Origin of the sequence: Martinezella tropici (assembly GCF_003287875.1) — a bacterium.
Classification (GTDB): domain Bacteria; phylum Pseudomonadota; class Alphaproteobacteria; order Rhizobiales; family Rhizobiaceae; genus Rhizobium; species Rhizobium tropici_C.
This window is the reverse complement of record NZ_QMKK01000054.1, coordinates 459,999-486,407: the sequence shown is the minus strand read 5'-3', so window position 1 is coordinate 486,407 and position 26,409 is coordinate 459,999. Positions and strand designations below refer to the sequence as shown.

26 protein-coding genes are annotated in these 26,409 nt (G+C 60.6%); 11 read left to right on the top strand and 15 right to left on the bottom strand.

Features of this window, described 5'->3' with window-relative positions:
• Positions 1 to 161: 161 nt before the first annotated feature.
• Both DQ393_RS27595 and DQ393_RS27590 read right to left on the bottom strand, forming a co-directional pair.
• Positions 162 to 518, bottom strand: coding sequence for a hypothetical protein (locus tag DQ393_RS27595; RefSeq protein WP_112344859.1), 357 nt, complete (start codon positions 516 to 518; stop codon positions 162 to 164).
• Positions 519 to 829: 311 nt separating this feature from the next.
• Positions 830 to 1,828, bottom strand: a complete 999-nt coding sequence (locus tag DQ393_RS27590; RefSeq protein ID WP_112345203.1) for a LacI family DNA-binding transcriptional regulator — start codon at positions 1,826 to 1,828, stop codon at positions 830 to 832.
• A gap of 210 nt (positions 1,829 to 2,038) precedes the next feature.
• On the opposite strand from DQ393_RS27590, the gene ltnD reads away from it, so the two are divergent.
• The 6 genes from ltnD (at position 2,039) to DQ393_RS27560 (ending at position 7,451) form a co-directional block, all read left to right on the top strand.
• A complete protein-coding gene (gene ltnD / locus DQ393_RS27585) occupies positions 2,039 to 2,905 on the top strand; it encodes an L-threonate dehydrogenase (RefSeq protein WP_432422040.1) in 867 nt (288 codons plus the stop codon).
• 3 nt (positions 2,906 to 2,908) lie between these two features.
• Positions 2,909 to 4,183: a 3-oxo-tetronate kinase gene (gene otnK / locus DQ393_RS27580; protein WP_112344857.1), complete on the top strand. Its 1,275-nt coding sequence runs from the start codon at positions 2,909 to 2,911 to the stop codon at positions 4,181 to 4,183.
• A complete protein-coding gene (otnC, locus tag DQ393_RS27575) occupies positions 4,180 to 4,830 on the top strand; it encodes a 3-oxo-tetronate 4-phosphate decarboxylase (RefSeq protein ID WP_112344856.1) in 651 nt (216 codons plus the stop codon). The genes otnK and otnC overlap by 4 nt, the downstream gene beginning before the upstream one ends.
• A 2-nt stretch (positions 4,831 to 4,832) precedes the next feature.
• The gene (locus DQ393_RS27570) at positions 4,833 to 5,597 is read left to right on the top strand and encodes a hydroxypyruvate isomerase family protein (protein ID WP_169643233.1); all 765 of its coding nucleotides are present in this window, start codon (positions 4,833 to 4,835) and stop codon (positions 5,595 to 5,597) included.
• Positions 5,598 to 5,691: 94 nt separating this feature from the next.
• Positions 5,692 to 6,678, top strand: a complete 987-nt coding sequence (denD, locus tag DQ393_RS27565; protein ID WP_112344854.1) for a D-erythronate dehydrogenase — start codon at positions 5,692 to 5,694, stop codon at positions 6,676 to 6,678.
• Positions 6,675 to 7,451, top strand: a complete 777-nt coding sequence (locus tag DQ393_RS27560) for an SDR family oxidoreductase (protein WP_112344853.1) — start codon at positions 6,675 to 6,677, stop codon at positions 7,449 to 7,451. Before denD ends, DQ393_RS27560 begins: the two co-directional genes overlap by 4 nt.
• Before the next feature lie 57 nt (positions 7,452 to 7,508).
• Here DQ393_RS27560 and DQ393_RS27555 read toward each other — a convergent pair whose 3' ends face one another.
• The 3 genes from DQ393_RS27555 to DQ393_RS27545 all read right to left on the bottom strand — a co-directional run bounded on the left by DQ393_RS27555 (position 7,509) and on the right by DQ393_RS27545 (position 10,826).
• On the bottom strand, positions 7,509 to 8,471 hold the full coding sequence (locus DQ393_RS27555) for a S1C family serine protease (RefSeq protein ID WP_112344852.1): 963 nt from the start codon (positions 8,469 to 8,471) through the stop codon (positions 7,509 to 7,511).
• A 160-nt stretch (positions 8,472 to 8,631) separates the two neighbouring features.
• On the bottom strand, positions 8,632 to 10,236 hold the full coding sequence (locus DQ393_RS27550; RefSeq protein ID WP_245430472.1) for a diguanylate cyclase domain-containing protein: 1,605 nt from the start codon (positions 10,234 to 10,236) through the stop codon (positions 8,632 to 8,634).
• 107 nt (positions 10,237 to 10,343) lie between these two features.
• On the bottom strand, positions 10,344 to 10,826 hold the full coding sequence (locus tag DQ393_RS27545; RefSeq protein ID WP_245430471.1) for a MarR family winged helix-turn-helix transcriptional regulator: 483 nt from the start codon (positions 10,824 to 10,826) through the stop codon (positions 10,344 to 10,346).
• Between the two features lie 39 nt (positions 10,827 to 10,865).
• Between DQ393_RS27545 and DQ393_RS27540 the strand changes: the two genes are divergently transcribed.
• Positions 10,866 to 12,128, top strand: coding sequence for an FAD-dependent monooxygenase (locus tag DQ393_RS27540; RefSeq protein ID WP_112344849.1), 1,263 nt, complete (start codon positions 10,866 to 10,868; stop codon positions 12,126 to 12,128).
• An 11-nt stretch (positions 12,129 to 12,139) separates the two neighbouring features.
• On the opposite strand, the gene DQ393_RS27535 is transcribed toward DQ393_RS27540, so the two are convergent.
• Entirely contained in the window at positions 12,140 to 12,646 is a 507-nt protein-coding gene (locus tag DQ393_RS27535; protein WP_112344848.1) for a hypothetical protein, read from the bottom strand.
• Between the two features lie 166 nt (positions 12,647 to 12,812).
• On the opposite strand from DQ393_RS27535, the gene DQ393_RS27530 reads away from it, so the two are divergent.
• A complete protein-coding gene (locus tag DQ393_RS27530) occupies positions 12,813 to 13,445 on the top strand; it encodes a lysozyme inhibitor LprI family protein (protein WP_112344847.1) in 633 nt (210 codons plus the stop codon).
• Positions 13,446 to 13,735: 290 nt separating this feature from the next.
• Entirely contained in the window at positions 13,736 to 14,956 is a 1,221-nt protein-coding gene (locus tag DQ393_RS27525) for an ROK family transcriptional regulator (protein ID WP_112344846.1), read from the top strand.
• 82 nt (positions 14,957 to 15,038) lie between these two features.
• On the opposite strand, the gene DQ393_RS27520 is transcribed toward DQ393_RS27525, so the two are convergent.
• The 8 genes from DQ393_RS27520 to DQ393_RS27485 form a co-directional block, all read right to left on the bottom strand.
• Positions 15,039 to 17,060 carry a beta-N-acetylhexosaminidase gene (locus tag DQ393_RS27520; protein ID WP_112344845.1) on the bottom strand — a complete coding sequence of 674 codons (2,022 nt, stop codon included), beginning with the start codon at positions 17,058 to 17,060 and terminating at the stop codon, positions 15,039 to 15,041.
• Between the two features lie 27 nt (positions 17,061 to 17,087).
• Positions 17,088 to 17,558, bottom strand: a complete 471-nt coding sequence (locus tag DQ393_RS27515; RefSeq protein ID WP_112344844.1) for a GNAT family N-acetyltransferase — start codon at positions 17,556 to 17,558, stop codon at positions 17,088 to 17,090.
• 12 nt (positions 17,559 to 17,570) lie between these two features.
• Positions 17,571 to 18,497 (bottom strand): ABC transporter ATP-binding protein, encoded by a 927-nt coding sequence (locus DQ393_RS27510; protein WP_112344843.1) that lies wholly within the window; start codon positions 18,495 to 18,497, stop codon positions 17,571 to 17,573.
• Positions 18,494 to 19,309 carry an ABC transporter ATP-binding protein gene (locus DQ393_RS27505; protein ID WP_112344842.1) on the bottom strand — a complete coding sequence of 272 codons (816 nt, stop codon included), beginning with the start codon at positions 19,307 to 19,309 and terminating at the stop codon, positions 18,494 to 18,496. Before DQ393_RS27505 ends, DQ393_RS27510 begins: the two co-directional genes overlap by 4 nt.
• Positions 19,306 to 20,208, bottom strand: coding sequence for an ABC transporter permease (locus DQ393_RS27500; protein WP_112344841.1), 903 nt, complete (start codon positions 20,206 to 20,208; stop codon positions 19,306 to 19,308). The genes DQ393_RS27505 and DQ393_RS27500 overlap by 4 nt, the downstream gene beginning before the upstream one ends.
• Positions 20,205 to 21,188: an ABC transporter permease gene (locus DQ393_RS27495; protein WP_112344840.1), complete on the bottom strand. Its 984-nt coding sequence runs from the start codon at positions 21,186 to 21,188 to the stop codon at positions 20,205 to 20,207. Before DQ393_RS27495 ends, DQ393_RS27500 begins: the two co-directional genes overlap by 4 nt.
• A gap of 22 nt (positions 21,189 to 21,210) precedes the next feature.
• A complete protein-coding gene (locus tag DQ393_RS27490; protein ID WP_432422035.1) occupies positions 21,211 to 22,899 on the bottom strand; it encodes an ABC transporter substrate-binding protein in 1,689 nt (562 codons plus the stop codon).
• A 390-nt stretch (positions 22,900 to 23,289) separates the two neighbouring features.
• A complete protein-coding gene (locus DQ393_RS27485) occupies positions 23,290 to 23,685 on the bottom strand; it encodes a RidA family protein (protein ID WP_112344838.1) in 396 nt (131 codons plus the stop codon).
• Positions 23,686 to 24,070: 385 nt separating this feature from the next.
• On the opposite strand from DQ393_RS27485, the gene DQ393_RS27480 reads away from it, so the two are divergent.
• Together DQ393_RS27480 and ligD are read left to right on the top strand one after the other, a co-directional pair.
• Positions 24,071 to 24,865, top strand: a complete 795-nt coding sequence (locus DQ393_RS27480; protein ID WP_112344837.1) for an SDR family NAD(P)-dependent oxidoreductase — start codon at positions 24,071 to 24,073, stop codon at positions 24,863 to 24,865.
• Positions 24,866 to 24,950: 85 nt separating this feature from the next.
• Complete coding sequence (gene ligD / locus DQ393_RS27475; protein ID WP_112344836.1) at positions 24,951 to 25,838, top strand: non-homologous end-joining DNA ligase; 888 nt, start codon at positions 24,951 to 24,953, stop codon at positions 25,836 to 25,838.
• Positions 25,839 to 25,840: 2 nt separating this feature from the next.
• Here ligD and DQ393_RS27470 read toward each other — a convergent pair whose 3' ends face one another.
• Complete coding sequence (locus tag DQ393_RS27470; RefSeq protein WP_112344835.1) at positions 25,841 to 26,407, bottom strand: methyltransferase family protein; 567 nt, start codon at positions 26,405 to 26,407, stop codon at positions 25,841 to 25,843.
• Between the last annotated feature and the right edge of the window lie 2 nt (positions 26,408 to 26,409).

The window sequence follows — 26,409 nt, the reverse complement described above, 5'->3', positions numbered from 1 at the left end:
CAAGGGACTATCGACGGACCAGCCATTGACGGCCGCGCAGAGGCGCTCGCAATTTCCTCGACAGCCAGCAAAATTCCATGTCCTCGAGATTCATGCCAGCAGTCTGCAGCCAAACCGCGCCAATCTCGCGAAAACCGCTACCTATTTTCGCGTACCACGCGTCAGGACGTATGATCTCCATCCCGCCAATCGGTGATGGCAGAATGAACCGACTGGGACAGAAGCATTGCGGCGGCGAGACAATAAAGCAACACGATAATGGCCGTTTCTATGATCAGCGGCAGGAAAGCAAAATGGGCGCCTGGGCTGTCTTCCTCTTCAGGAAAAAGATCCGGCAGCCCAAGGCTCATGGCCACCAGCGGCGAGGCCAGGATCGCGACAAAGGCGGCTGCATGAAACCAGAGGCGTAGTCGAGGTAATTTTCCCGCCGCCCAGAAAGCCAAAAGCGGCGCGCCGATATTGCAGACCAAACCAAGCAAAACGGCAATCTCTGTTGGCAGGATCGAATCGTCGTACATGAATCCCCAATCCCCTGATGCTACCCAAATTAGTATCAAGCCTACGAAATGACAACTTGCTCACATGATGATGCGATCGCCAGAATTCGGGCTTTCAGCGCATCGCCGCGAATTTATGGAAAGCATCGGCACTCGGAAACCTCGCTGGATAGCAAACCCGATATCTGTCTAGCTGACGAGCTCGCTCCGCCCCTGTCCGAATGTTTCTGCACGATGGAATTTATGGGAAATCTTGTTGCTGAACGTAAGAGGCCGTGCTGCCCTCAATACCCGGCCTGATATCCCCGCTTCGTCATCCAGACGGAGATATCCTAGCGCTCGATGCCAGTGATCGTCGGTTTGAACGCGATGGTTTTCTCGCCGATATCGCCCTCGCCGGCGACAGCGTGGCGAACCAGCTGTGCGGCCATCTCGCCCATGGCGCGCCTTGGCGAGCGGGAGGTCGCGATCGGCGCCGGCAGGGAGCCGACCAGATCCAGCCCATTGAATCCGGCAATCAACACTTGGCCAGGAACCTCAATGCCGAGCTGCATACAGGCGAACAATCCGCCGCTCGCCATGTCGTCGTTCGAATAATAAATGCAATCGATATCGGGCGCAGCCGCGAGCATTGCCATCGTCAGCCGCTTTCCCAGTGCGATTGAGGAAAAGGCATCGTCAATCCGCTGCTCGATGAAATCGAGACCATGCGTACGCAATATGCGCTCGAAGCCGGCCTTGCGTTTGCCGGCACGCAGGTCCTTTTCCAGCGCGCTGCCGACATAGCCGAACCGCCAACGGCCGGCGGCAATGAGCGCTTCGGCCATGTCTTCGCCCGCCGCGCCATGCGACAGCCCGACATTGAAATCGATCGGCGCACCATCGAGATCCATGAGCTGGATGACCGGAATATTGGCGTGGCGGAGCAAGTCCACCGTTTCCTCGGGTTGATCCAGGCCGGTGACGATGATGGCACAGGGTTGCCAGGAGAGCATATCGCGGATGATGTCGCGCTCCTTTGCCATGTCATAATCGGATATGCCGAACACGGCCTGCATGCCGGAACCATCAAGCCCGGCGGAAATGCCGGCAAGAATCTCCGGGAAAACAATGTTCGACATGCTGGGAACGACAACAGCGACCAGATTGGTGCGCTGAGAAGATAGTGAGAGTGCCAGCCTGTTGCCCACATAGTTCATCCGCGTTGCCGCCTCGATCACCCTGTCGCGCGTCTCGCTGGAGACGTCGGCAACGCCGCGCAAAGCGCGCGACGCCGTCATCTTGCTGACGCCCGCTTCGGTCGCGACTTCTTCCAGAGTGGGTTTGCGCATCCCCAAGCAACCCTCGATGAACCATGCGGCTGGCACAATGCCGCTCTCCTTCATAGAATGTTTCGCCGAAAAGGCAAACATGAGCCTATTGACAATTCCTCGAGAAATGAGCCTATGTTACCGATACCGGTATCGGTAACATAGGCTGAAAATCGCAGAGGTAGCGCCGTGCAGAATACGAAGAAGGCCGCCGTTATCGGTCTGGGGTCCATGGGCTGGGGCGCCGCTTTGTCGCTTCTGAGAGCTGGCTTTAACGTGCGCGGCTGCGATCTTCGCAGCGAGGCTCTCGCCTGTTTTGCCGAGAACGGCGGCACACCCTGCACGACGCCGGCGTCGGCGGCGGAAGATGCCGACGTGATCCTCGTCTATGTCGTCAACAACAAGCAGACCGAGGACGTGCTTTTCGGGCAGAACGGTGCGCTGGAAACAGCGCGGCCGTCGACGGTGTTCCTGCTCTGCGCCACTATGGCCCCGAGCGCCACAATAGCCATTGCGGAAAGGCTGGAAGCGGCAGGCATGCTCGTCATCGACGCGCCCGTCTCCGGCGGTCACGTGCGCGCCCTTGCAGGCGAGATCACCGTCATGGCGTCCGGCATGCCCGAGGCCTTCGATCGCGCATCCGCGGTGCTCGATGCCATTTCGACCAAGGTGTTCCGGCTCGGCGATCGCCCAGGCGCCGGTTCGCAGGTCAAGATGATCAACCAGCTGCTGGCCGGCGTGCATATCGCCGCGACAGCCGAGGCCATGACGCTTGCCGCCAAGGCAGGTATCGATCTGAAAACGCTCTACGAGGTGATTCGTGTTTCCGCCGGCTCGTCCTGGATGTTCGAGAACCGCGGCGAGCACATCGTTTCAGGCGATTACACGCCGCGCTCGGCGGTCAATATCTTCGTCAAGGACCTCGGCATCGTCACTTCGGAGGCCGGCAAGGCCGGTGCCGTCACCCCGCTTGCAACAACGGCGCTCGATCTCTTCGTTGAAGCATCGCAAGCGGGTCTCGGTCTTGAAGATGACGCAGCCGTCGCAAAAATCCTGGCCGCCAAGAGCGGAGCCAGCCTGCCGGGCGTGAAAGGTTAGACCATGGCGCTCCTGCTTGGTTGCATCGCGGATGACTTTACCGGGGCGACCGACCTTGCCGCGCTGCTGGCGCGCAGCGGATTGCCCGTTTCGCTGCGGATCGGCATACCGCCGGAGAAGCGCGACCGGAACGAGACGGCTGCCTTCGAGGTCATCGCCCTGAAATGCCGGACATCGCCGGTCGCGATCGCCGTGAAGCAGGCTCGGCAAGCATTGGATTGGCTGAAGGAAGCGGGAGCAAACCGTTTCTTCTGGAAATATTGCTCGACATTCGACAGCACGGCCGAAGGCAATATCGGTCCGGTCGCTGAGATGCTGCTGGCGGAGACGAGTGCGACCCAGACAATCTATTGTCCTGCCTTTCCGGAAAATGGGCGTAGCGTCTTCATGGGCCATCTCTTCGTCGGCGAGCAGCCTCTGTCGGAAAGTCCGATGAAGGACCATCCGCTGACGCCGATGCGCGATTCAAGCCTCTTGCGGCTTCTGACGCCGCAGGTGAATGGCGCTGTCGGCCTTGCCAGCCGTAATATCGTCTCGAAGGGTGCAGCGGCGCTGAGAGCAAAGTTGGCGCAACTCGGCAGCGGCGGCATTCAACATGTGATCGTCGATGCCGTATCCGACGACGATCTCCGCACGATCGCGGCGGCATCCTTCGACATGCCGCTGCTGACGGGCGGCAGCGCAATTGCCGGCCAGCTTCCGCGATTCTACATGGAGCAGGGTCTCGTTGGCCTCTCCGAACATAGACAGGCGCCGCCGAAGGTCGCCGGCGGCTCGATCGTCCTATCCGGCAGCTGCTCCGCCATGACGCGGAAGCAGGTTGTCAATTACGCCGGCAAGGTCGCCAGCCTGCAGCTCGATCCGGTCGTGCTTGCAGAGGAAGGCGCCGGTACTGCGCTGGAATGGCTGCGTCAACAGTCCCCCGATGCGCCGAAACTCATTTACGCGACCGCCGAACCCGATGAGGTACGGCAGGCGCAGGAGCGGTTGGGGCGGGACAAGGCGGGCCAGGTCGTCGAGAACGCGCTTTCCGAGATCGCCCGCGCGGCGTTCGATGGCGGCACCCGCCGCTTCGTCGTTGCCGGCGGCGAGACCTCCGGCGCGATCACGCAGGCGCTCGGGGCGGCGCATTTGACTATCGGGCCGGAAATAGCACCCGGCGTGCCTTGGACTTTCACGACCCTTGGGGGCGAAACAGTCGCTCTAGCTCTAAAGTCCGGCAATTTCGGCGGGGAAACCTTCTTTACAGACGCTTTCGATGGATTGAGGGCGGCATGAGCGAGGAAGCCGCGCTGCGCGAACAGATCTGCATGATGGCCAAATCGCTTTACGATCGCGGCCTGACCGCCGGCTCCTCCGGCAATATTTCGGCGCGGCTCAGCGACGGACGGCTTTTGGTGACGCCGACGGGCAGCTCCTTCGGACGCCTCGATCCCGCCCGCCTCTCGCTCTTCGACGATGAAGGGCGCCTGATCGGCGGGGACAAGCCAACGAAGGAGATGCCGCTGCATGCCGCCTTCTATGAGACACGACCGAAAAAGACAGGCGCCGTCGTCCATCTTCATTCCAGCCACTCGGTGGCGCTTTCGATCCTGCCCGGCGTCGATGCCGACAACATGCTGCCGCCGTTGACCGCCTATTCGATCATGAAGCTCGGCAAGGTGAAGTTGTTGCCCTATTTCATGCCGGGCGATCCGGCGATGGGCGATGCCATTCGCGGCCTTGCCGGCAAGCGCAGCGCCGTGATGCTGGCAGCACACGGCCCTGTCGTTTCGGCCAAGGATCTGGAAGCCGCTATCTATGCGATCGAAGAACTGGAAGAGACGGCTAAGCTTGCCATCTTGACCCGTGGGGCTAATCCTTCGCTGCTGACGGATGCGCAAATCGCCGATCTCGTCCGCACTTATGATGTGGAATGGGACTGAACATGACACGCTTTTCCGCCAATCTGGGTTTCCTGTGGCAGGAGCTTTCCCTTCCCGACGGCATCCGCGCCGCCAAGGCCGCCGGCTTCGACGCCGTGGAATGCCACTACCCCTACGACACGCCCGCTGAAGCCGTGCGTCGGGCGTTGGAGGAAACCGGCCTCGCCATGCTCGGCCTCAATACTGCCCGCGGCAATGTCGCGGCCGGCGACAACGGACTTGCCGCCATCCCGGGACGCGAGGAAGAAGCCCGCCTGCTCATCGATCAGGCTATCGACTATGCAGACGCCATCGGGGCGCGAAATGTGCATGTGATGGCAGGCAAGACCGCCGGCGATGACGCACGGGCCACCTTCATTTCCAATCTGCGCTATGCCTGCGAACGCGCCAGCAAGATGGGAGCGACCATCCTGATCGAGCCGCTCAACTATCGCGATGCACCAGGCTACTTCCTCCAGACTGCCGATCAGGCGCTGGACATCATCGTTGAAGTGGGCGCTGATAATCTCAAACTGATGTTCGACTGCTATCACCTCCAGATCATGCAGGGCGATCTGACACATAGGCTGCAAGCGCATATGGGAGCAATCGGCCATATCCAGATCGCTGCTGTTCCGGACAGGCGCGAACCGGATCACGGAGAGATCGATTATCGTCACATTCTGCAGGTCCTGGAAATGCTTGGTTATGACAGGCCGATCGGCGCGGAATATCGGCCGGCAACCACGACGAATGCGGGGCTCACCTGGCTGCAGACTTACAGATGAAACGGCGGTTGGCGTCCCGGATGCGGCCGTCAAACTTATTCACTCGGGACTGATCCCGAAGACTGACACTCGTCTACTGGGAGGAAAATCCGATATGCATGTTTTGATCCTGGGTGCCGCGGGCATGGTCGGCCGCAAGCTTGTCAACCGCATCGCCGCCGAACCGACGATTCTCGGCAAGGCTATCGATCGCCTGACGCTGGTCGACGCTTTCCAGCCGCCGGTGCCGGAAGCGCTTCAATCCGTGTCCAAGGCTTTGACGATCGACCTTGCGACACCGGGTGTTACGGAAAAACTCATCGAAGACCGTCCGGATATGGTCTTCCATCTCGCCGCCATCGTCTCCGGCGAGGCCGAGGCCGACTTCGACAAGGGGTACTCCGTCAATCTCGATGGCACGCGAGCTCTCTTCGAAGCCATCCGCCAGCAAGGCCTGAAATCCGCCTATACGCCGCGCGTCATCTTCGCCTCTTCCATTGCGGTGTTCGGCACCCCCTTCCCCGAGGTTATCGGTGACGAATTCCTGACCGCACCGCTGACGAGCTACGGCACGCAGAAGGCGATCGCGGAACTCCTGCTTGCCGATTATTCGCGTCGCGGCATTTTCGATGGCATCGGCATCCGACTACCGACCATCTGCGTTCGCCCCGGCACTCCGAACAAGGCGGCCTCCGGCTTCTTTTCCAACATCCTGCGCGAGCCGCTGGTCGGCAAAGAGGCTGTTCTGCCCGTCAGCGATACGGTGCGCCACTGGTTCGCAAGCCCGCGGGCGGCGGTCGGTTTCTTTGTGCATGCGGCAACGCTCGATACGGCGAAGGTCGGGCCGCGGCGCAATCTTACCATGCCCGGGCTTTCTGCACTCGTTTCCGATGAGATCGATGCGCTGCGCCGTGTCGGCGGCGACAAGGCGGTTGCGCTGATCCGCCGTCAGCCTGATCCGGTGATCGAGCGCATCGTTTCCGGCTGGGCGACGCAGTTCGACGCCAAGCGCGCGAGCGACCTCGGCTTCAAGGCCGAACAGAGCTTCGACGAGATCCTGCAGGCACATATCGAAGACGAATTGGACGGGAGGGTCGCATGACGGAGGCGTCATCGAACGCACAAAGCGCAATCGCACTGGTGACCGGCGGCGGCACCGGCATTGGTCGCGCTATCGCCAAGGCACTCGGCTCGGCCGGCTTCAAGATCGTCATCTCGGGGCGTCGTGCGGACGTTCTCGAAAAATCCGCCCGCGAGCTCTCCAAGGAGACAGGGGCAGAATTTCTTGCGGTGGCGGCCGATGTCAGCGACCCCAATTCGGTCCGCAGCCTTTTCGACACCATTGCAGGTCGCTATGGCCGCCTCGACCTTCTGGTCAACAATGCGGGCACGGGCCTGCCGGCCGTGCCGATGGAGGAACTGAGTTTCGAGCAATGGAATGCTATTGTCGGCGCAAACCTGACCGGCGCGTTCCTCTGCACGCAGCAGGCTTTCCGTCTGATGAAAGCCCAGACGCCGCAAGGCGGTCGTATCATCAATAACGGCTCGATCTCGGCAACGACGCCACGGCCGCATTCCGCACCCTATACGGCCACGAAACACGCCATTACAGGCCTTACAAAATCGACGGCGCTCGACGGCCGTCCCTTCGATATCGCCTGCGGCCAGATCGATATCGGCAATGCCGCCACCGACATGACCGCACGGATGAGCGCCGGCGTCTTGCAGGCAAATGGGGAGACCGCGGCAGAGCCGACGATTTCGGCAGAGCATGTCGCCCGCGCCGTCGTCTACATGGCCACGCTGCCGCTCGATGCCAACGTTCTTTCCATGACCGTCATGGCAACGAAGATGCCGCTCGTCGGCAGGGGATAAAAGCAATCGGCAGCGTCGTGAGCACGGCGCTGCCGACATTACCAATTCGCGTATTGGCTAGATTGCCGGCCGTGCCGAAGGCTTGACCTGCCTTCGCTCGATCAGGCCGCCGACGCTGAAGATCAAAACTTCGATCTCGGTGTCGATCTTGTCGCCATCGAGCAGCCGCACGACATCGTCGATCCCGGAGACGGCTTGGCCGTCGATGGCAAGCAGGTAGTCACCCTCCTGCAAGCCGCCCTTTGCGGCCGGGCTATCCTTCTCGACACGACGCAGGCGCACGGCGGTCGAATGCGTGACGCCGGCTTCCAGCGCGATCCGCCGATGCAGTTCCACCGTGTCGGCGGCAATGCCGATATAGGCGCGCCGGACATGGCCGAAACGCAGGATCTCGGATACGACGTGCTTAGCCGTGTTTGAGGCGACCGAAAACGCGATGCTCTGCGCGCCCTGGATGACGGCGGTATTGACGCCGATAACCTCACCCGCCGACGAGACCAGCGGACCGCCGGAATTACCTGGGTTGAGGGCGGCATCGGTCTGGATGATGTCTTCCATCAGCCGACCGCTCGCCGCGCGCATGGAGCGGCCAAGCGCCGAGACGATGCCGGCCGTGACGGTCCATTCGAAACCGAGGGGATTGCCGATGGCGATCGCGATGTGACCGCGCTTCAGCGATTTGGAATCGCCAAGTCTCGCCCAGTTGCCTGGCCAGTCATTGGCGCGAATGAGCGCGAGGTCTGTATCCGGATCGCGCCCCAGCACCCTTCCCTCGACGGTTGCCCCTTCCGGGGTCTTGATACGTACGGCTTTGGCATCGTCGACGACATGATTATTGGTCACCACAAGGCCGTCAGGCGAAATGGCAAAACCGGAACCATGCCCGGCACGGCCGCCCAATCGCTCGATACGGCTGACGGCCGGACCGACGAGATCGACGGCGCTCGATACCGATTGAGAATAGGCATCCAGCAGCCCGGCATCGGATGACGGCTGAATGTCGCGATCAATAAAGCCCATGAAAACTCCCCCGACGCGGACGCGTCGCATAGAGGAACGGCAGCAACTGTTGGAAAGCAGGAGGCTGTCGGTTCGACAGATTGAAACAGTAGATACTGAAATGAGGAGAGATCACGCCAAGTTCAAGAGCCACATATGGACGTGTGTACTGAACCGCCTCTTATCTCATACGCCCTGAAACGGTCTGTTGGCGATGGTCGCTACTCGCCGTCCGCCATGTGTTCCGGCCGTTGGCTTTGGCTCGGTAGAGGGCACGGTCTGCTTCCTGAATGAGAACCTCTCCGTTCTCGCCGTTCTCCGGCGCTGCCGAAACGCCGATGCTGATACCGATATCGACGATGGCACCCTCGATGCGAAACGAGGATTTGAAGGCTGCAATGCAACCCTTCGCAACATCGGCGATATCACCCACATCCCCGGTCATCAGGATGGCAAACTCATCGCCGCCCAAGCGCGCGACCATGTGGCCTCTGGCTGCACCGCGCAGCCGCTCGGCCACCATCTTGAGAACCTCGTCGCCGGCCGCATGCCCGAAAGTGTCGTTGACCGGCTTGAACCCATCGAGATCAAGACAGAAAACGGCGACGCCCATTCCATTGTTCATCTTCAAGGCGTCATCGAGGGCCTTGTAGAAGCACATCCGGTTCGGCAATCCGGTGAGCATGTCGTGCCGTGCCAGGCGATTGGCTTCGGCCTCAGCGAGAATGCGATCGCTGACATCGGCAATGGTCAGGAGGAGGCGACGGTCCAGGCCTTCATGGAGCAGCCGAACGTAAACAAGCACGTGGCGTTCCGTCCCATCGGCCACTCTCTGGCGCCAGACGGTTCTCGCCTCGCAATCGCCTTCGAGTTCCAGAAGCCCATCTGCAAAGCGATCCGCCTCGCTCTCGACATGCATGTCGCACGCCCTCCGCGAGAGCAGCGTCGCTTTTGCGAAGCCATAGAAGTCGATCGCCGCCCGGTTGACCTGCAGGATCTGCAGACTGCTGCCATCGCACAGGAGCATCGGCATCGGATTGGCATCGAAAAGCTGGCGCAACCGCTCCTCACGTTGCTTCAACTCGCTGATGTCTATCCGCATGCCGATGGCCCCGCCGTCGGGCGTGCGCCGATCATCATGCCGAAGCCATCGCCCATCCTTGAGCTGCTGCTCCTCCTGCGAAACCGGCTGGCGAAATTTTCGCATGCGCTGCTTCAGCCACATATCCCTGTCTTCGACGACTTCGGGCATGCGGCCGCTGGCAAGGCTGATCTTCAGAATATCTTCGAAAGCGATGCCCGGCTTGAGGTGATCGGCGATATCCGGATAAAGCTCGGCATATTTCTCGTTCCAGAGAACGTAGCGATCATTCGCATCGAAGACGCACACGGCTTCCGGCAGCATCTCGATCACATATCGAAGGCGCAGATTGGCCTCTCTCGCCGCCACCGCGGCATGGCGGTCTTCACTCTCCGGTTCGATCAGAACCGCCGTCAATCTTCCTGACGCCGAGGACCACGTCATGACGCCGACCCGGCAGTCCCGTCGATGACCGGCGCCTGTCACGAGCAGTGGCTGCGAGGCAGTGGCAGGCAGCGGCCAGTCCGGTATCAAATTCGAGACCGATAGCTCGTGGGACGCATCTGAAAGGACAAAGAGTTCCCGGGCTCCCGCATTGGCGAAGACGATCGTGCCGACGGCGTCGAGCACAAGTGCCGCCATCGGACACGCTTCCAGGAATGCAACGATTTCCGCGTCCAGCATCTTCTCCCAGAGGGTCTTCAAATTTATCCCCAGGCCCGATTATAACGCCGGATGGTAAAGGAATGCCGTAGACCATGGCAAGACGCACAGCGCGTCTAGAATCGGAGCGCCATCCGCGGCGATCGAGATCAGTCCTTGTCGTCCATCAACAGCCGAGCAAGTTCGCGCTCCTGCATCTCGATGGCCTGCGTGATGAACCGCAGGACCACCTGCTTTTCCGCGGCGGAAAACTGCTTCAGCATCCGCATGCCGGCCTCCTGGATCGGGCCATAGCCCTCCTTCCCCAGCCTGATTGCTTTCTCGGAAGGGGCGACCAGCACACGACGTCGATCGTTCGGATCGGGAATGCGATGGACAAGGTCGCGTGCCGAAAGGCGGTCGATCAGCGCCGTCACCGATGGCGGCGCAAGGCCGATGGCCTTGGCGACGGCGTTTGCGGGTTGCGGTGCGCGCATGATCGCGCTGAGACAGCGTCGCTCGGCGCTGTTGAGCCCATGCAACTTGCCGAAGGCCTCGTCAAAGCTTTCAGTCGCCTCCTGCCAGCGCATGCAGGCAAACCCGATGGCTTCGGCGAGATGCTGCTCGTCTTCATTTGATTTTTGTTCTATCATCAAATAATTCATTTATCAAACTATTAGAAGCGAGAACCAATGTGCCCCATCGGCGAGCATGCCGCAACTGGCAATCAGGCAATGCATCCGGAAACGTTGATTGGCATATGCGGCGCCGGCGTTGGCGGGCTGGTGCTTGCACTCCGGCTGGCAAAGCTAGGCTTTCGTCCGATATTGTTCGAAGCCCGCTCAAAGGAAGCCGCCTTGTCGGAAGGAGAATTTCTGACGCTCGCCCCGAACGGACTGAACGGGCTTCGGGCGGTGGGCTGCTACGAGGAGGTATTGCGCCACGGATTGGAGACCTGCGCCATCGAGCTTTGCAATGCGCGAGGCAAACGGCTCGCGCTCGTGGATCAAAACGATCACCTTGCAACCTTCGGCGCGCCCGCCGTGACGATCAGGCGCGGCGCTCTGGCGAATATTCTGATCGAGAAGTGCCTGGCGGATGGCATCATCGTGCAGTTTGGCCGTCGCGTGACCAGGGTCAACAATCACGCGCATGCCGTGACTCTCGCCTTCTCCGAAAGTAACGCTATCGCCGTCGATCTGCTGGTGGCCTGCGACGGATTGCGATCCTCCGTCCGCGCGCAAATATTCCCAGATTACCCCCTGCCGCAGTTTACGGGGCTGATCGGCACCGGAGGGATCGTCGACGCGGATGTACCGGATACGGATGGCATAATGCGTATGACCTTCGGAGAGAAGGCCTTCTTCGGCTATATCAAGACGGCGTCCCATCCGGTTTACTGGTTCGATTCCTTCCCCGCCGACGCGTCCGATGCACTACGCACATTGGAGCCAGAGGCGCTGGCTGCCCATGTTCGCCAGATGCATGCGGACGATCCGGAACCCACCATGTCGATCCTGCGTGCGGTCGGCGGGATCGGGCGCAGCTATCCCATCTTCGATATGCCGCAGCTTCCTGTCTGGTCCAACGGGCGCGTGGCGCTGCTCGGCGATGCTGCCCATGCGATCGGCCCGCATGCCGGCCAAGGCGCATCGATGGCTATAGAAGATGCCCTTGTCCTGTCCGCCTGCCTCGCCGATACACTCGACTACGGCGCTGCCTTCGCCCGCTATGAAGACCTGCGGCGCCCACGCATTGCCCGCGTGGTGAAACTTACTCGGCGAAATGCCTCGCGGAAGCGAAAAACCAACCGGTTTAGCCTGTTTCTGAGGGATCTGCTTCTGCCTCTCTTTATTCCGATCAGCGTCAGGGCTGGCCGCAAATTGTTTGCGTATCGAGCCGATCTCGCCCCGCTGGGCGTAAGTCATTCCATAGATCGAAAGAACGCCGCCTGAAGCCTCCAAACTTATTTTCGCGGCCAGGCCAGCCTGCTCCAATTCGCGATGTAGAACACCACGGCGATGAACATTCCGGATCCGATCAGATCGAGCCGGTGGCGGCCGAAGAGGAACAGGCCGAGAAGAGCCAGTCCAAGCGAAGATGCGATGAGGAAAAGAGACGGGATCACGCTTATGATGCGCGTTCCCGCCTCGCCTTCGGCCTCGATGCCATCACCGATAATGTGGCCGCTGGAAGCGGGCGATCTGCTGCCAAGCATGACGGTGACCTGCCCTCTCCTGGTGCCGATCCTGCCTCTGGTTTTCCGCCCCGACGTCAGAAGCACGAGCATCATCGACATGACCATGCTGCCGAATGCCCAGGAAAAAACCGTACATGCCGCCATAGCGGTCGGGTTCGCATAGGTCCGGTAGAGGTGGACCGCCAAGGCTCCCATCCCGATAGTGACGGCAAGAAACACGGAGCCGACGATCAGGAATGTGATCCTGCCGGATAGTTGCGTTTCGCCCGCCATATGACCTCCCTGTCGATCTCATGCCCAGAGGGTTGAAACTAGAAGGATGCCTGCGATCGTCAAACGCCGGCGCAGTATCTGTTGAATTTGCCTGAGGCGCAGGCAGAGCCTTTACGAAGCCGCTCCCGGGCATAATTAGCTGAAATATCGAAGAATGGAGGTGCCCATGAGGACTTCGATATCCGCATCAGCGATGGTCGTCGTCATGCTGTTTGCACTGCCCGTCGAAGCGGCCGGCATCGATTGCGCCAAGCCTGCCTCGACGAGCGATCATATGATTTGCCAGGATAAATCGCTGCTTTCACGGGATAACATGATGGGCGCGCTGTATGCTTCCGCCCTGAAGCAGGACGATAGAGGTAAGATCCGGGAACGGCAGCGGCGCTGGATTACGAAAGTGCAGTCCTGCGGCGATGCGGCTTGCATCCGGCAGGCCTATGATGACCAGATCGGCTCCCTCCTGATGACCAAGGGCGGGCGAAGCGCATCGATGGATTTCCAGTCGAACAACACTGACGGCAATGAGAGCCATCTTTCGATTTTCGGACCGGTCGACGGCCTTATCGCAATTTCGATCTCATCGACCTCTGTCGGCCCGGGTGGTGCCGAAGCGGGCGATGTCAATGCCGATGGCATGGACGGCGTTGTTCCGCTGGTAAAGGAACATACCCAGCTTTCCAGAGACGCCTGCAAGGTCGATTTTGAGCGCCTCAACGCAAAGACCTGGCGCGTGTCACAGACAGGTGTCTGCAATCTTGCCGAGGGCGTGACCTTGCAGGGAACCTATCGCAAACAATGAGATGATCTGGTTCGCAGGCAGGCATTGCAATCCCCGCCTGCGGTGATGTGCGACGCCACAGAGGGGCGTTTCCAACGCTTTTCCGCCGACCAAGGGCTGCCGCCCCGCTTTGACAGGCGCACAGTCGCCAGGCAGAAACGCGCGGCCACTTGAAGAGCTCGACAAAAGAATGGAAAATACCTGCTGGGGCAGACACCGGCAAAATCGGCCATTTCCCCGTCACGCCAACGGCGGCTCGTGACAAGCAACAACGCCAACCGAACGCCGATACAGAAAATCCCCATCCACTCATGAAGATAATTTCAGGCACGAATCTCGAACAGGCCAAATCGCATAACCGGCGTGTCGTGATCGAGGCCATTCGCACCAACGGACCGATGTCGCGCGCTGCGATTGCGCGCATGACAGCACTGACCACGCAGACGGTTTCGAATATTGTGGAGGAACTCGCGCGCTCGCACCTGCTGATCCCCATGGAGGCACAGAGGATCGCCCGCGGCCAGCCGATCATTCCCTACACCATCAATCCCATGGGAGCCTATTCCATTGGCCTCGAGCTCGGCCGCCAGCGCGCGGCCGGCGTGCTCACGGATCTTTCCGGCACGGTTTGTGCCCGTATTGACCGCCACGTCGACAGGCCAGGACCGAAGGAGGCAATGCCGATCTTTGCCGAGATCGTCAGAGAATTGCAGGAGGCCTTTTCCTTCGATCGTGCGCGGCTGCTTGGCGCCGGCATCGCCCTGCCGGGGCGCTATGCCGATGGCGGCGTCACATCGCTGAGCCCGCTCAACCTGCCCGGCTGGCAGGATTTCCCGGTTGCCCGCGAGCTGGAACGGCTCATCGAGCTGCCCGTCCTCGTCGAAAACGACGCGACGGCGGCGGCGATCGGCGAGCGGCTCTATGGCGTCGCCCGCGGCCTTGGGAGTTTCGTCTATCTTTTTCTGGCGGGTGACGGGGGTATCGGCGCCGGCATGTTCCTCGATGGCCACCTCTACAAAGGCAGCCGCGCCAACGCCGGCGAAATCGGCCATATCATCGTCGAGCCGCATGGCAGGCTTTGCACCTGCGGCAAGCGCGGCTGTCTCGATCGCTATGTCTCGCCATCTGTCGCTTACGAGTGTCTGGGCATCCAGAATGCACAGGAGTTGGACCCCGACGATCTAGATGCGCTGATCGCGGCAAACGGCCATGGCCTAAAGGCATGGCTGGAACAGGCGGTACAGCCGCTGCGCCAGACGATCGACTTTCTTGAGTTGGCCTTCGATCCGCAGACGATTGTGCTTGGCGGCAGTGCACCAACATCCCTGATGACGGGGCTGGCCGAAAGCGTCGAACCTCTCCACACCCCGGTCAACCCAACCGAAGAGCGCAGCATTCCGCGGTTGATGATCGGCGCCACCGGCAAGGATACCGCCATTCTCGGTGCAGCGGCCCTGCCGATCTTCTCCGAGACCAATCCGCAGTTCGATGTCCTTCAGAAGCCACTGACGCACCGCGCCGTCATAGGTTAGGCAAACGATTCGACTTATATCCAGTCAACCTTGCTCAGGCGCGACCCGCCGGGGCCGCGCCTGAGGGCCATGCATCAAGCTGTCAAAATTGATGCAGGCCGTAAAGCAGGGGCATGGTGCCGGCCAGCGCCTTGAACCGCTCCCAGGATTTGGCCGAGGGCTTCGTCCAGCCGGTTTCCGCCAGCGCCGACAGGCGCGGAAAGACGAGCCGGTCGAAGACAGCGCGGTCGGTCATCGGTTCCGACCAGATGCAGGCCTGGATGCCGCGAAGCTTCTCCTTCTGCGCATCCGTCCAACCACCAACGGGATCAAAGGTGTAGATCTTCTCCGCATCGGAATATCCGGCCCAGCTGCCGCCCGGCTCGTCCCAATCGGGACGCATCGCCATGTCGAGATAGTAGACCTGGCCCGGGCAGACGACGATCTCATAACCGCGCCCCGCAAGCTCGGCCGCCACCTCGACGTTACGCCAGCTGCAGAGATAGCTCTTGTCCTTGTCGATCCTATCGCCATGCGCCGCCTCCTCCCAGCCGCCGGTCACGCAGCCTTTCGAGGCAAGGAATGCCTGGACGCGCTCCAGGAACTCCGCCTGCAGGATGGCAGCACCGGAGCCGTGAATATCGTCGGCGCCATGGGTGTTGGTGATGACGTTCAGACGCTTGGCATGGGCGTCCGCAACGTCGGCGCCGGCAAGTTCGCGCAGACGGGCAAGCGCCTCCGGCGACCCGGACCAGGCCCCGAGCGGCACTTCATCGGCGCCGATATGGATCGTCTTGAACGGGAAGAGCTCGATCAGTTCGGAAAGGATGGTCTCGATGACCTCGTAGGTCTTCTCGCGCGCCGGATTGATGCAATTATCCGGGAAGCCCTGCACCGAATAATAGCTGCCGGCCTCGTTCGGATCGCGAAGCTCGGGGATCGCCTGCTGCATCGCATAGCAATGACCGGGCATGTCGATCTCGGGCAGGATCTCGATACCGAAACCCTTGGCGTAAGCGACGATCTCGCGCACCGCCGCCTTGGTATAATAGCCGCCGGTGCGGGCCGGGCTGGAGCCGAGCAGCGGCGGCAACGGCAATCCGTGGCCCCGCCATGCACCGATCTCCGTCAATGCCGGATAGGCATCGATCTCGACGCGCCAGGATTCGTCGTCCGACAGGTGCCAGTGGAAACGATTGAGCTTGTTCCAGGCAAGAACCGCCATCAGCTTCTTGATTTCGGCGGTCGCGTAGAACTGGCGGGAGACGTCAAGATGCAGGCCACGCCAGCTCATGGATGGCTCGTCGACGATCTCGCCAGCCGCCGGGAAGTGGAAAGCCTGCGGATGCAGGCGCGCGCCGCGCCAGATCTGGCCGATGGTCACGAGGCCATAGACGAAGCCGGTCTGGGTGCTCGCCGCGACAGTGACGGTCTCAGGCGAAAACTCCAGCCTATAGGCCTCAGGCCCAAGATCTTCCGTTTGACGCAGCACCACCGTGGTGCCGCCTTCCGCCTCGGGGCGGATGAGGCCTTCAGCTGCGAAGAGATGCTCGACCAGAGCCGTGAAGCTTGCAGCCGCCGCCTGCGCTGCCGACGTATCGGCTTTGAGCGCAAAGCCTGCCGGCAGCGGACGGCGGGAGGAAACGGCTACACGGTTCGGCCAGGGAATGATCGCCAGCGGAACGGGAGGATTGGCTGGAACGGGATAGATTTCGGCACCGCGCTTCAGCGGCGCATTGCTCGACGATGTGCGCGTCGGCTCGGCGGCGAGCGATACCGCCGTGCCATCCGGCAGTGCAAGATAGGCGCTGGTCGCACCGTCAGTCCAATGGCGGAACGGCCAGCTGAGCGCGTGCACCATGATGGTCCATGTCTCGCCACCGGCCAGCACAAAGCCTTCCGGCGGCTGGAATTCGGTGAAATTGGACAGCCGTTTCGTGACCGTCGCACCTTCGACGACGCCGGCCGGATCGACGCGGCCAGGGCCGCTGACGCAGAGCGAAAAGCCGGAAAGCGGCTCTAACGACAGGTTCTTCAGCCGCAGGACATAGGAGAATTCCTTGTCGTCTGTCGGCGGGTTCCAGGTTGTTTCAAGCCGCAGAGCCAGGGATCGCGGTGTGGACATGAGTATTCTCTCTTCCTGAAGGATCGTTCAAAGCTTGAGCATGCCGGCATAAATGCCGGGTGCGGAATTGGGGATCTGGATGGCGCCGACCGTCTTCTCATAGAATTCCGATGGGCCGACATCGCCGATGACCGTATAGGCATAGCCCATCGCCTTCTGGTCGTTGAGGCAGGCAAACAGCAGCGCCCGACCAATGCCGAGGCCGCGCACGCTTTCGTCGACGCCGGTCGGACCGAAGAAGCCGCGCGCCGTCGCTTCGTGGCAGGCAAAGCCGACAAGCTCGCGATTACGGGTGGCGATGAAGCATGTCGGCGGTTGGCGGCTCATCGCGACCGTCGTCTCGCTCGCCCAGCCCTCACTGAAATGTTCAGCCACCCAAGCGGTGATAACACGCAGTTCCGGCGGCAGAGCGCGCCGGATGGTGACATCAGCCTTCGCCATGCGCCCGGGCGATTGCGTGTCGATCGGCAGGGTCGATAGATTGACCAGATAGTCCAACGGGAATTCCTCCTAATTCGATGCGACCAGCGCACGCATGAAATGATTGGGGCCGACCTCCTCGACCACCGTCGAGACCGGTCGGCTGAGCGCGCGGATCTTTTCCGCCTGTTCGAGGAAGCGAGCGCTGCCGCCGGTCACAAACCTGCGGCCGCCATCCGGCACGGCCGAAAGCAGAAGCTGCGTATAGGGGTGCTTCGGATTGGCAAGCACGGCATTGGTTTCGCCCCACTCGACCATCTGGCCGGCAAACATTACCACGATCTCCTCCGCAACATGGGCTGCCGTCGCGATATCATGGGTGATGTAGAGCATGGCGAGATCGTTTTCGCGCTTTACCCGCGCCAGCAGATCGAGAATGTCCTTGCGGATCGAGACATCGAGCATCGAGGTCGGCTCATCCGCCACCAGCACGCTCGGGGAAACCGCCAGCGCACGGGCGATATTGACGCGCTGACGCTGGCCGCCGGAGAGTTCGTGCGGGAACTTCTGACGCGTCACCGAAGGATCGAGCCCAACGCTTTCGAGCAGCTTCGCTATATCCTCGTCCCGCTCGGCCTTCGGCTTGTCCTGGCCGTGCAATTGCAGCGGCCTTGCGATGTGATGATTGATGGTAAAGGCCGGGTTGAGCGATGAGAACGGATCCTGGAAGACCATCTGGACATCCTTGCGGTACATCCGCTCTTCCCTGCCCGACCCTCGTGCCGTGCGATCCTGCCCACGAAACAGCAGCCTGCCGGCCGTCGGCTTGTCGAGCCGGGCGATAATGCGGGCGCACGTGGTCTTGCCGCAGCCGGATTCGCCGACCAATGCCAGCGCCTTTCCCGCGAATAGCGAAAAGGAAACGCTCTTCAATGCGTGCACGGGGCCAAAGTGGCGCTGGATATCATCAAGCCGGATGATGGGTTCTGCAGTTACGGCCTGTATCTGCGGGTTCATGCGAAAACTCCGGGAGAATGGGCGCTGGCCGGAAGCTGCGGGATGGCATTCCAGAGCTTGCGCGTGTACTCGTGAACGGGCGACTGGCTGACCTGGGCGACATCGCCGACCTCGACCAATTCGCCTTTCAGCATGACACCGATGCGATGGCAAAGCTGGGCCATCAGATGCAGGTCATGGGTGATGAAGAGCACCGAGAAACCATAGGTCTGCTGCAGGTCGAGAACCTGTTCCAGGATTTCTCGCTGCACGACGACATCGAGCGCCGTTGTCGGTTCGTCCATGATGATGAGTTCAGGACGCAGCGCCAGGCAGATGGCGATGACGATGCGCTGGCGCATGCCGCCGGAAAACTGGTGCGGATAATCGCTGACGCGATGCGGAGGAATACCCACCAGCTTGAACATCTCTTCAGCACGGGCGCGCGATTCCTGGCGTGAGCAGCCGGTATGGCGATGCAGGACGTCGTGGAACTGCGCCTCCACCCGCATCAGCGGATTGAGCGAATTCATGGCGCTCTGGAATACCATGCCGATGCGCTTCCAGCGGATCTTCTGCAGCTCGCCTTCCGGCATCTTCAGCAGATCCTGCCCGTCGAGCCGGATGCTTCCGCCGCTGACCCAGGCCGGCGCCTTCGATAGCCGCGTGATCGCATAGGCGATCGTGCTCTTGCCGCAGCCGGATTCGCCGGCAAGACCGAAGATCTCACCCCGGCCAATACTGAGGGATACATCCTTCACCGCGCGGAAATCGCCCTTGTCGAGCAGATAGTCGATATTGAGGTGTTCGATCTCAAGCAGATTGTCGCTCATTGCTCGGCCCTCATCATGCGGTTGCGGGCACGCGTCAGGCGGAACCAGCGGGTCAAGGCCGGGCCGGAACGCAATTGCGGATTGGCGATTTCATCGAAAGTGAAGTTGATCAGCGCGAGACCAAGCCCCGTCAGCGCAATGCCGATCGCCGGCACGCCGATATCCCACCAGGCGCCGACCATGATGGCCGAGGCATTCTGGGCATTATAGAGCATGGTACCCCAGGTGACCTTCAGCGGATCGCCGAAGCCGAGATATTCGAGCGTGGTCTGGGCGACGATCGCATAGATGATGCTGCCGACCAGATTGATGCCGATGAGCGGCGTCAGGTTTGGCAAGATCTCGACGAAGATGATGCGCCAGGCCGGCTCGCCGATCATCTTGGCAGCGGTGACGAAATCGCGGTTGCGTAAGGCCATCGTCTGCGAGCGTGTCATGCGCGCGCCCCACGGCCAGGACGTTAGCGCAATGATGGTCATGATCGTTATCGGGCCGACAGTACCCGCAAAGGAAGCGAGGAGGATGAGGAGCGGCATGTTCGGGATAACAAGCACGGCGTTTGTAGCGAGATCGAGCGCCGCATCCGTCTTGCCGCCGGTATAGCCGGCGATGAGGCCGATGGCGGTGCCGAGCACGGTGATCGCGATGCCCGTGGCAAAGCCGACGGAAAGCGAGCTTCTGGCGCCCCAGACAAATTGCTTGTAGACATCGCGGCCCATCTTTGTCGTGCCGAAGACATGCTCGACAGATGGCGGCTGATGCGAGCGGCCGACACGGGCTCCTGCTTCGCCTGGCGCGATGATCGGCGCGCAGATCGCCATCAGGCATAGCGCGGCGACGATGACGAAGCCGACAAGCGCCTTTTTCTGGCTGAAAATGGATCGGAAGGAGAAGCTCATCGGCCTGCCTCCCTCAATCGCGGATCGACGAGACCGTAGATGATGTCGACGAGGAAATTGGCGCCCAGGGTTGCGAGCGTCATCAGCAGCAATTGCCCCTGGATGACGGGATAGTCGCGCGCCACGCTGGCGGTAAACAGCGTCAGGCCGAGACCTGGATAGTTGAAGACGATCTCCGTGACGATCGAGCCGCCGAAAACGGCACCAAGCATCAGAGCAAGATTGGTGAGGACCGGCAGAAGCGCATTGCGCGCGCCATAGCCGAACATGACGGCGAGATTGCTCAGCCCCTTGGCCCGCCCCATCGTCACGTAATCCTCGCCGAGCACGACGATCATGGATGAGCGCATGGTGGTCTGGAACTCGCCGATCAGGAAAGGCGACAGCGTCAGCACCGGCAGGATCGAGTGCATGAACACGCTGCCGAAGAAGGTGAAATTGAAGCCTGGATCGAGATTGGGATCATAGGCATATCCCACAGGAAACCAGCGCAACGATACGGCGAAGACGAACAGGGTCGTGAGCGCCACAATGACGGGCGGGATCGAAAACAGGATGACGGCAAAAGGCGATACGATCGTATCGAACCGCCCGCCACGCCTCCAGGCCGCGATGGCGCCGAGCACGACGCCGACACACAGCGAAAAGATGATCGCCGTTACCACCAGGAAGATGGTCCACAGAGTGGCCCGGCTCAGCACCTGGACCACCGTCTGCGGGTAATACTTGACCGAAACGCCAAGGTCGAAGGTGGCAAGGCCTTTAAGGTAGTCGAAGAACTGCATCATGATCGGCTGATCGATCTCGCCGAAACGGGCCTTGATCGCCTCCACGGCCGCGGGCGTGGCCCGCGGCCCGAGTTGCGCGACCATGGCGTCGACGGGACTCCCCGGCATAAGCCGGGGAAGAATGAAGTTCACGACGATCGCGAAGGCCAGGGCCACCGCGTAGACGCCGAGGCGCCGGCTTGAAACACGCATCTCTGCTTCCTTCGCTGTGGTCTTATTGGACCGGCTTCAGACGCAGCAGATGCATGAGACGCATGCGGTTGTTGTCGTGGTTTTCCGGGTTCATCACGGGATCCTTGTCCGTGACCCAACCGGTGAAACGCTTGCTCGAATATTGGTACCAGGTCGGGCCGTTGAAGACGGGAACGACCGGGAAATCGTCGGCGATCAGCACCTGAATATCGTTGAAGATCTTCTTATGATCATCATCGGAAGACGACTTCAGATATTGATCGAAGAGCGCATCGAGCTTCGGGTTGGAATAGCGTGCCGCGGCGACGGTGAGCTTGCCGGCATAGGCCGTCGACAGGCTCTGATAATAGCCCTGGAACGGGGTTGCGCTATCCGCACGCGAGTTCATGACGACATCGAAGCTGCCATCGAGAAGCTGCTTGCGCCACTGCTCGTATTCGGGCGTGGTGACCGAGGCGTTGATGCCAGCGGCGCGCAACCCTTCGACGGCGATCTGCACTGCGTCAATCCAGTCGGTCCAGCCGTTCGGTACGATGATCGGGAAGGTAATCGGCTTGCCGCTCGGCGTGGTGCGGAAACCATCCGCACCCTTCTTGTAGCCGGCATCGTCGAGGATCTTGTTTGCCTTGTCGGTGTCGAAGCCCATGAAGGCGTCCTTGTCGCCTTCGGCTGCCTTGTTTCGCCAGCTTTCGAAGCGCGGCGGCAGGCCGCTGGCATGCAGGTTGACGACCGGGTAGCCGAAGCCGGCAATGTCGACCATCGACTTGCGATCCATCGCCAGGCTGAAGGCATGACGGAAGTTCAGGTCCTTGAAAGCCTCGAGATTACCGGCATTCGTGGATTTGAAGTTCATCTCGAAAGCAACGGTTTCCGCCGGCGGCTGCCAGTAACCATTGTGCTGCGGGTCGAGCGCGACGAAGGTCTTGTCAATCTGCGGCAGGAACGAACCGATCCAATCGACGGTGCCTTCCGGCAGCAGCGCCAGCATCTGGTCATTACCCGAAATCTGCGGCAGACGCAGGCAATCGACATGCAGCGATGTGGCATCCCAGTAGTTCGGGTTGCGGCACTGCTCATAGACTTGCGGCGTAAAGCGGCGAACCTCGGTCATCGGGCCGGAACCGACGGGCTTCTCGTTCTTGAAGGCGACCGGATCGGGAACGTCTTTCCAGATATGCTCGGGTACGACGGCGAGATCGGCCAGCGATTCGGGGAATTCGGAATTCACAGCCTTGAGGTTGATCTTCACCTGCGTTGGCGACGGCGCTTCGACGGAGGCGACCGTCTGGCCGACACCGACGGTATCGACGGCCGGGTTCTTCAGCATCAGATCGATCGTGTATTTCACGTCGGCCGAGGTCAGCGGCTGACCGTCCGACCATTTCACGCCCGGACGCAGCTCATAGGTGATCGACATCAGATCGTCGGAAAACTTGTAGCTGGTCGCAAGCCGCCAGACCGGCTTGCCGCCATCATTGGCGTTGAAGATGACCAGCGGTTCGTAGATGAAATCCATCGTGCTCTGGCGACGACCGGCCAGATCGAAGGGATTGAAGTTGCTGACCCAGCTGGTCTGCTCCTCGATATGCATCGTCAGCACGGATTCCGCCGCCGAGGCGATGCCGGAACCGAATACCAGCGAGGCGCTCAGTGCCGCCGCGGCCGCCCAAGGCGTCCGGTTTAAAAGATTGCGCAGTGTCCTTTTCCTCATTCCCATTTGTCGTTCCCTCTCGTTTTCGAGTAGTCAATCAAATTGATTTAATCGTGAGTTTTGAGACTCGTCAATCGCTGATTGGAAATCAACAGGGATGGATTGGACCTAATGGGCGCAGTCGCCGATGAGGCGGCGATATCGGGCGATTGGGATTGGGGAAATCGTTGCGGTTCGCCGCTGTCTGCAACGGCGGAGCGAACAGGGCATTGATGCCGCATACCGATGATATGGAAACGCCACCTTGATGCCGACATACAGAGAGCCGGCATCGAAAGCGCGGGAGTTAGGCGCGGCAGAAATTTATCGAACGGCCGTCACCGCGGCATTCGCGGATATGACGATGCAGTCGCCGCACCTTTGCGATCGTAATCGCAAAGCAATCTCTACTCAGTCGAGCGGATTGTAAGCCACGACATCCATCTCGACCTTGACATCGACCATCATCGGCGACTGGACAGTGGAACGCGCTGGCGGGTGATCGATGAAATGTTTCTCGAACACCGCGTTGAAGCTCGAGAAATCGCGGGCATCGTCCAGCCAGACATTGACCTTCACAACGTGCTCGAGCGTGCAATCGGCGAGGGCAAGAACATCCTTGATATTGGCAATGACCTGCTCGGTCTGGGTCACGATATTGCCGACGACGATTTCACCGTTGATGGTCGGCACCTGGCCCGAGACATAGACGAAATCGCCGGCGCGGACTGCCTTGGCGAAGGGACGGCGCTGGCCACCGGCCTGATTGTCGGCAACATCGAAACGGATCAGTTTGTTCCTGCTCATGATTGTTCGGTCTCTCCTTGTTGTCGAAGCCGCGGCCGCCAGCGCCTCACCACTGTAAGGAGCGGCCGACTCCCGGAGCACCCTCATTATCTGCCGCGGCACTGTCAGACCAGATCGTTTCGTGTCAATCTCCGCGGATTGCACCTTGTTAAAGTAGAGAATGAAGTTTTTCATTTATGGAAATGATCATAATTTCAAAAATTTACGGTAAAATCCTGGAGTGCCATTTTGATGCAAAAGCGAGAGTTTGCAGAGCGGAAATGCGATCCCAAGAGCATATCGCGTCCTTTTGTCTGGCCCTGCCCCAATTGCCTTTCCTCCCTTCCGCCTGATAAGACAGGGCATATTTCGTCATATGATTGATTGACATTGAGGAGGAGTTGTCATGGCAGAACTCGCGCAATTGCTTGCGTCCATCCGCATCCCAGATCTAGCCGGAAAACGGGTGTTGATAACAGGGGCTTCGACCGGCATCGGCGCTGCCGTCGCACGGGCCTTTGCCGCGCAGGGGATGAAGGTCGGCCTTCATTTCAATGCCAGCCGCGAACCGGCGGAAAAGCTGGCGGCAGACATCGAGGCCAGCGGCGGCGTGGTTCATCTGATCCAGGGTGACGTCTCGCAAGGCGGCGAGACCGAACGCGTCGTCACGGACGCGGCCGAAGCGCTGGGCGGCCTCGATGGGCTGGTCAACAATGCCGGCGGCATGCTGGGGCGGCTTCCCACCGTCGACATGACCGATGAACATTACGACCGGGTGATGAACCTCAACGCCCGCTCCGTGCTCGCGGCGACCCGCGCGGCCCACCCATACCTCAAGCAACAGGGCGGCTTCGTGATCAACACGACCTCGATTGCCGCGCGCAACGGCGGCGGCAACGGCGCGATCCTCTATGCAGCCTCCAAGGGGTTTGTCTCGACGATCACCCACGGCCATGCCAAGGAATTCGTCAACGACAAGATCCGGGTCAATGCGGTCGCACCTGGCGTGATCGCGACGCCCTTCCACGAGCGCTACACCAACGACGAACAGATGGAAATTCAACGCAAGACGATCCCCATGGGTTTCGTCGGTACGCCGGAGGATTGTGTCGGCGCCTATCTCTTCCTCGCCTCGGCAACGCTGTCCGGCTATATCACCGGCCAGGTCGTCGAGGTCAATGGCGGCCAACTCATGCCGTAACAGCCAATCGACTTCATGCGCCGGACAATGCTAGTCTTATCCGGCGCTGCGGCCCATCCGTCGCAGAAAATGGAGCGCGCGCGAGATGGCAAAGACGCCCATTCAGAACAACATCAAGACCTCGGTGGAACTGACGCATCCGGAGCGGGTTTACTGGCCCGATGACGGTGTCAGCAAGCAGGATCTCCTCGATTACTACGCGCTTGCCTGGCAGCGGATGCAACCCTTCGTCACCAATCGCCCCCTCGCCCTCCTGCGCTGCCCCGACGGCATCGATGGGCCGAAGTTTTTCCAGAAACATGCCTGGAAGGGCATCAATCCGCATATCGAGGAGATTGCCGATCCTGAAGACAAGGATGCGGCAAAGCTTTTGAAGATCGAAGACTTCGACGGACTGGCTGCCCTCGTTCAGTCGGCGGCGCTGGAAATACATCCCTGGGGCACGACCATCCGTCACTGGGAAAAGCCCGACATGATCATCATGGATCTCGACCCGGGCGAAGACGTCACCTGGGGCAAGGTCACCGCTGCGGCGAAGGAAATAAGGGAACGCTTTTCCGCCCAGGGATTGACCTCATTCATCAAGACCTCGGGCGGCAAAGGCCTACACGTCGTCGCATCCCTTACACCACAAGCAAACTGGCAGCAGGTCAAGGAGGCAGCCGAGACGATGGCGCATTCCATGAGCGCCGATAGCCCGCAGACATATTTGTCGGTCGCCAGCAAGGCGAAGCGGACCGGCCACATCTTCGTGGACTACCTGCGCAACGGCCGCGGCAATACCGCGGTCGCCCCTTATTCGACGCGCGCAAGAAAGGGTGCCGCGGTTTCGATGCCGATCGGCTGGGAGGAGTTGGACGGCAAGATCGGCCCGGCTTCTTTCACCATTGGCAACGCAGCCTCGCGTTTGAGCCGATCGAGCGCCGATCCCTGGGCCGATTTTTTCGCGGCGGCATCGCCGCTCAAAGTCTGACGCTATAGAAGAAACGGGACTAGTGCCGGCGTGCTCGCTTTATAGTCGGCATAAGCCGAACCGAAAGTCTCACTCATCCAGCTTTCCTCGATGGATACGCGTCGCAAAACGGCATAAAGCACCGCGACGATCGCAAGGACGGCTGCGATATCGCCGCGTGCGATGGCCGAACCGACGATGGCGAGCATCAGCCCGGAATAGATTGGATGGCGGACAAGAGCGTAGGGTCCGGAACGGATCAGTGCGTGATCTTCCTTGAGGGTAATCACCCCGCTCCAATTGCGACCGATGTGGTAGCGGGCCCATATCGCGAAGAGGAGCCCGACGAAGGTCAAAGCCGCACCGATCATATAGAACGTCAGATCCTGCGGGATTAGGCGAAACCGCAGAGGCCCCAGCCAGGAAGGATTGACCGCCAGAAAAAACGCGCCGATCCAGATCGGCGCGGTATTGCCAAGCCGCGACAACGGATCTTCCTGCCGCACGGTTTTCTTGCCGCCGAAGGACGCAAAAAACCAGATCAGCAGCCAGATGATCCAGCACGCGGGAATGAATTGATAGAGGAGCATCG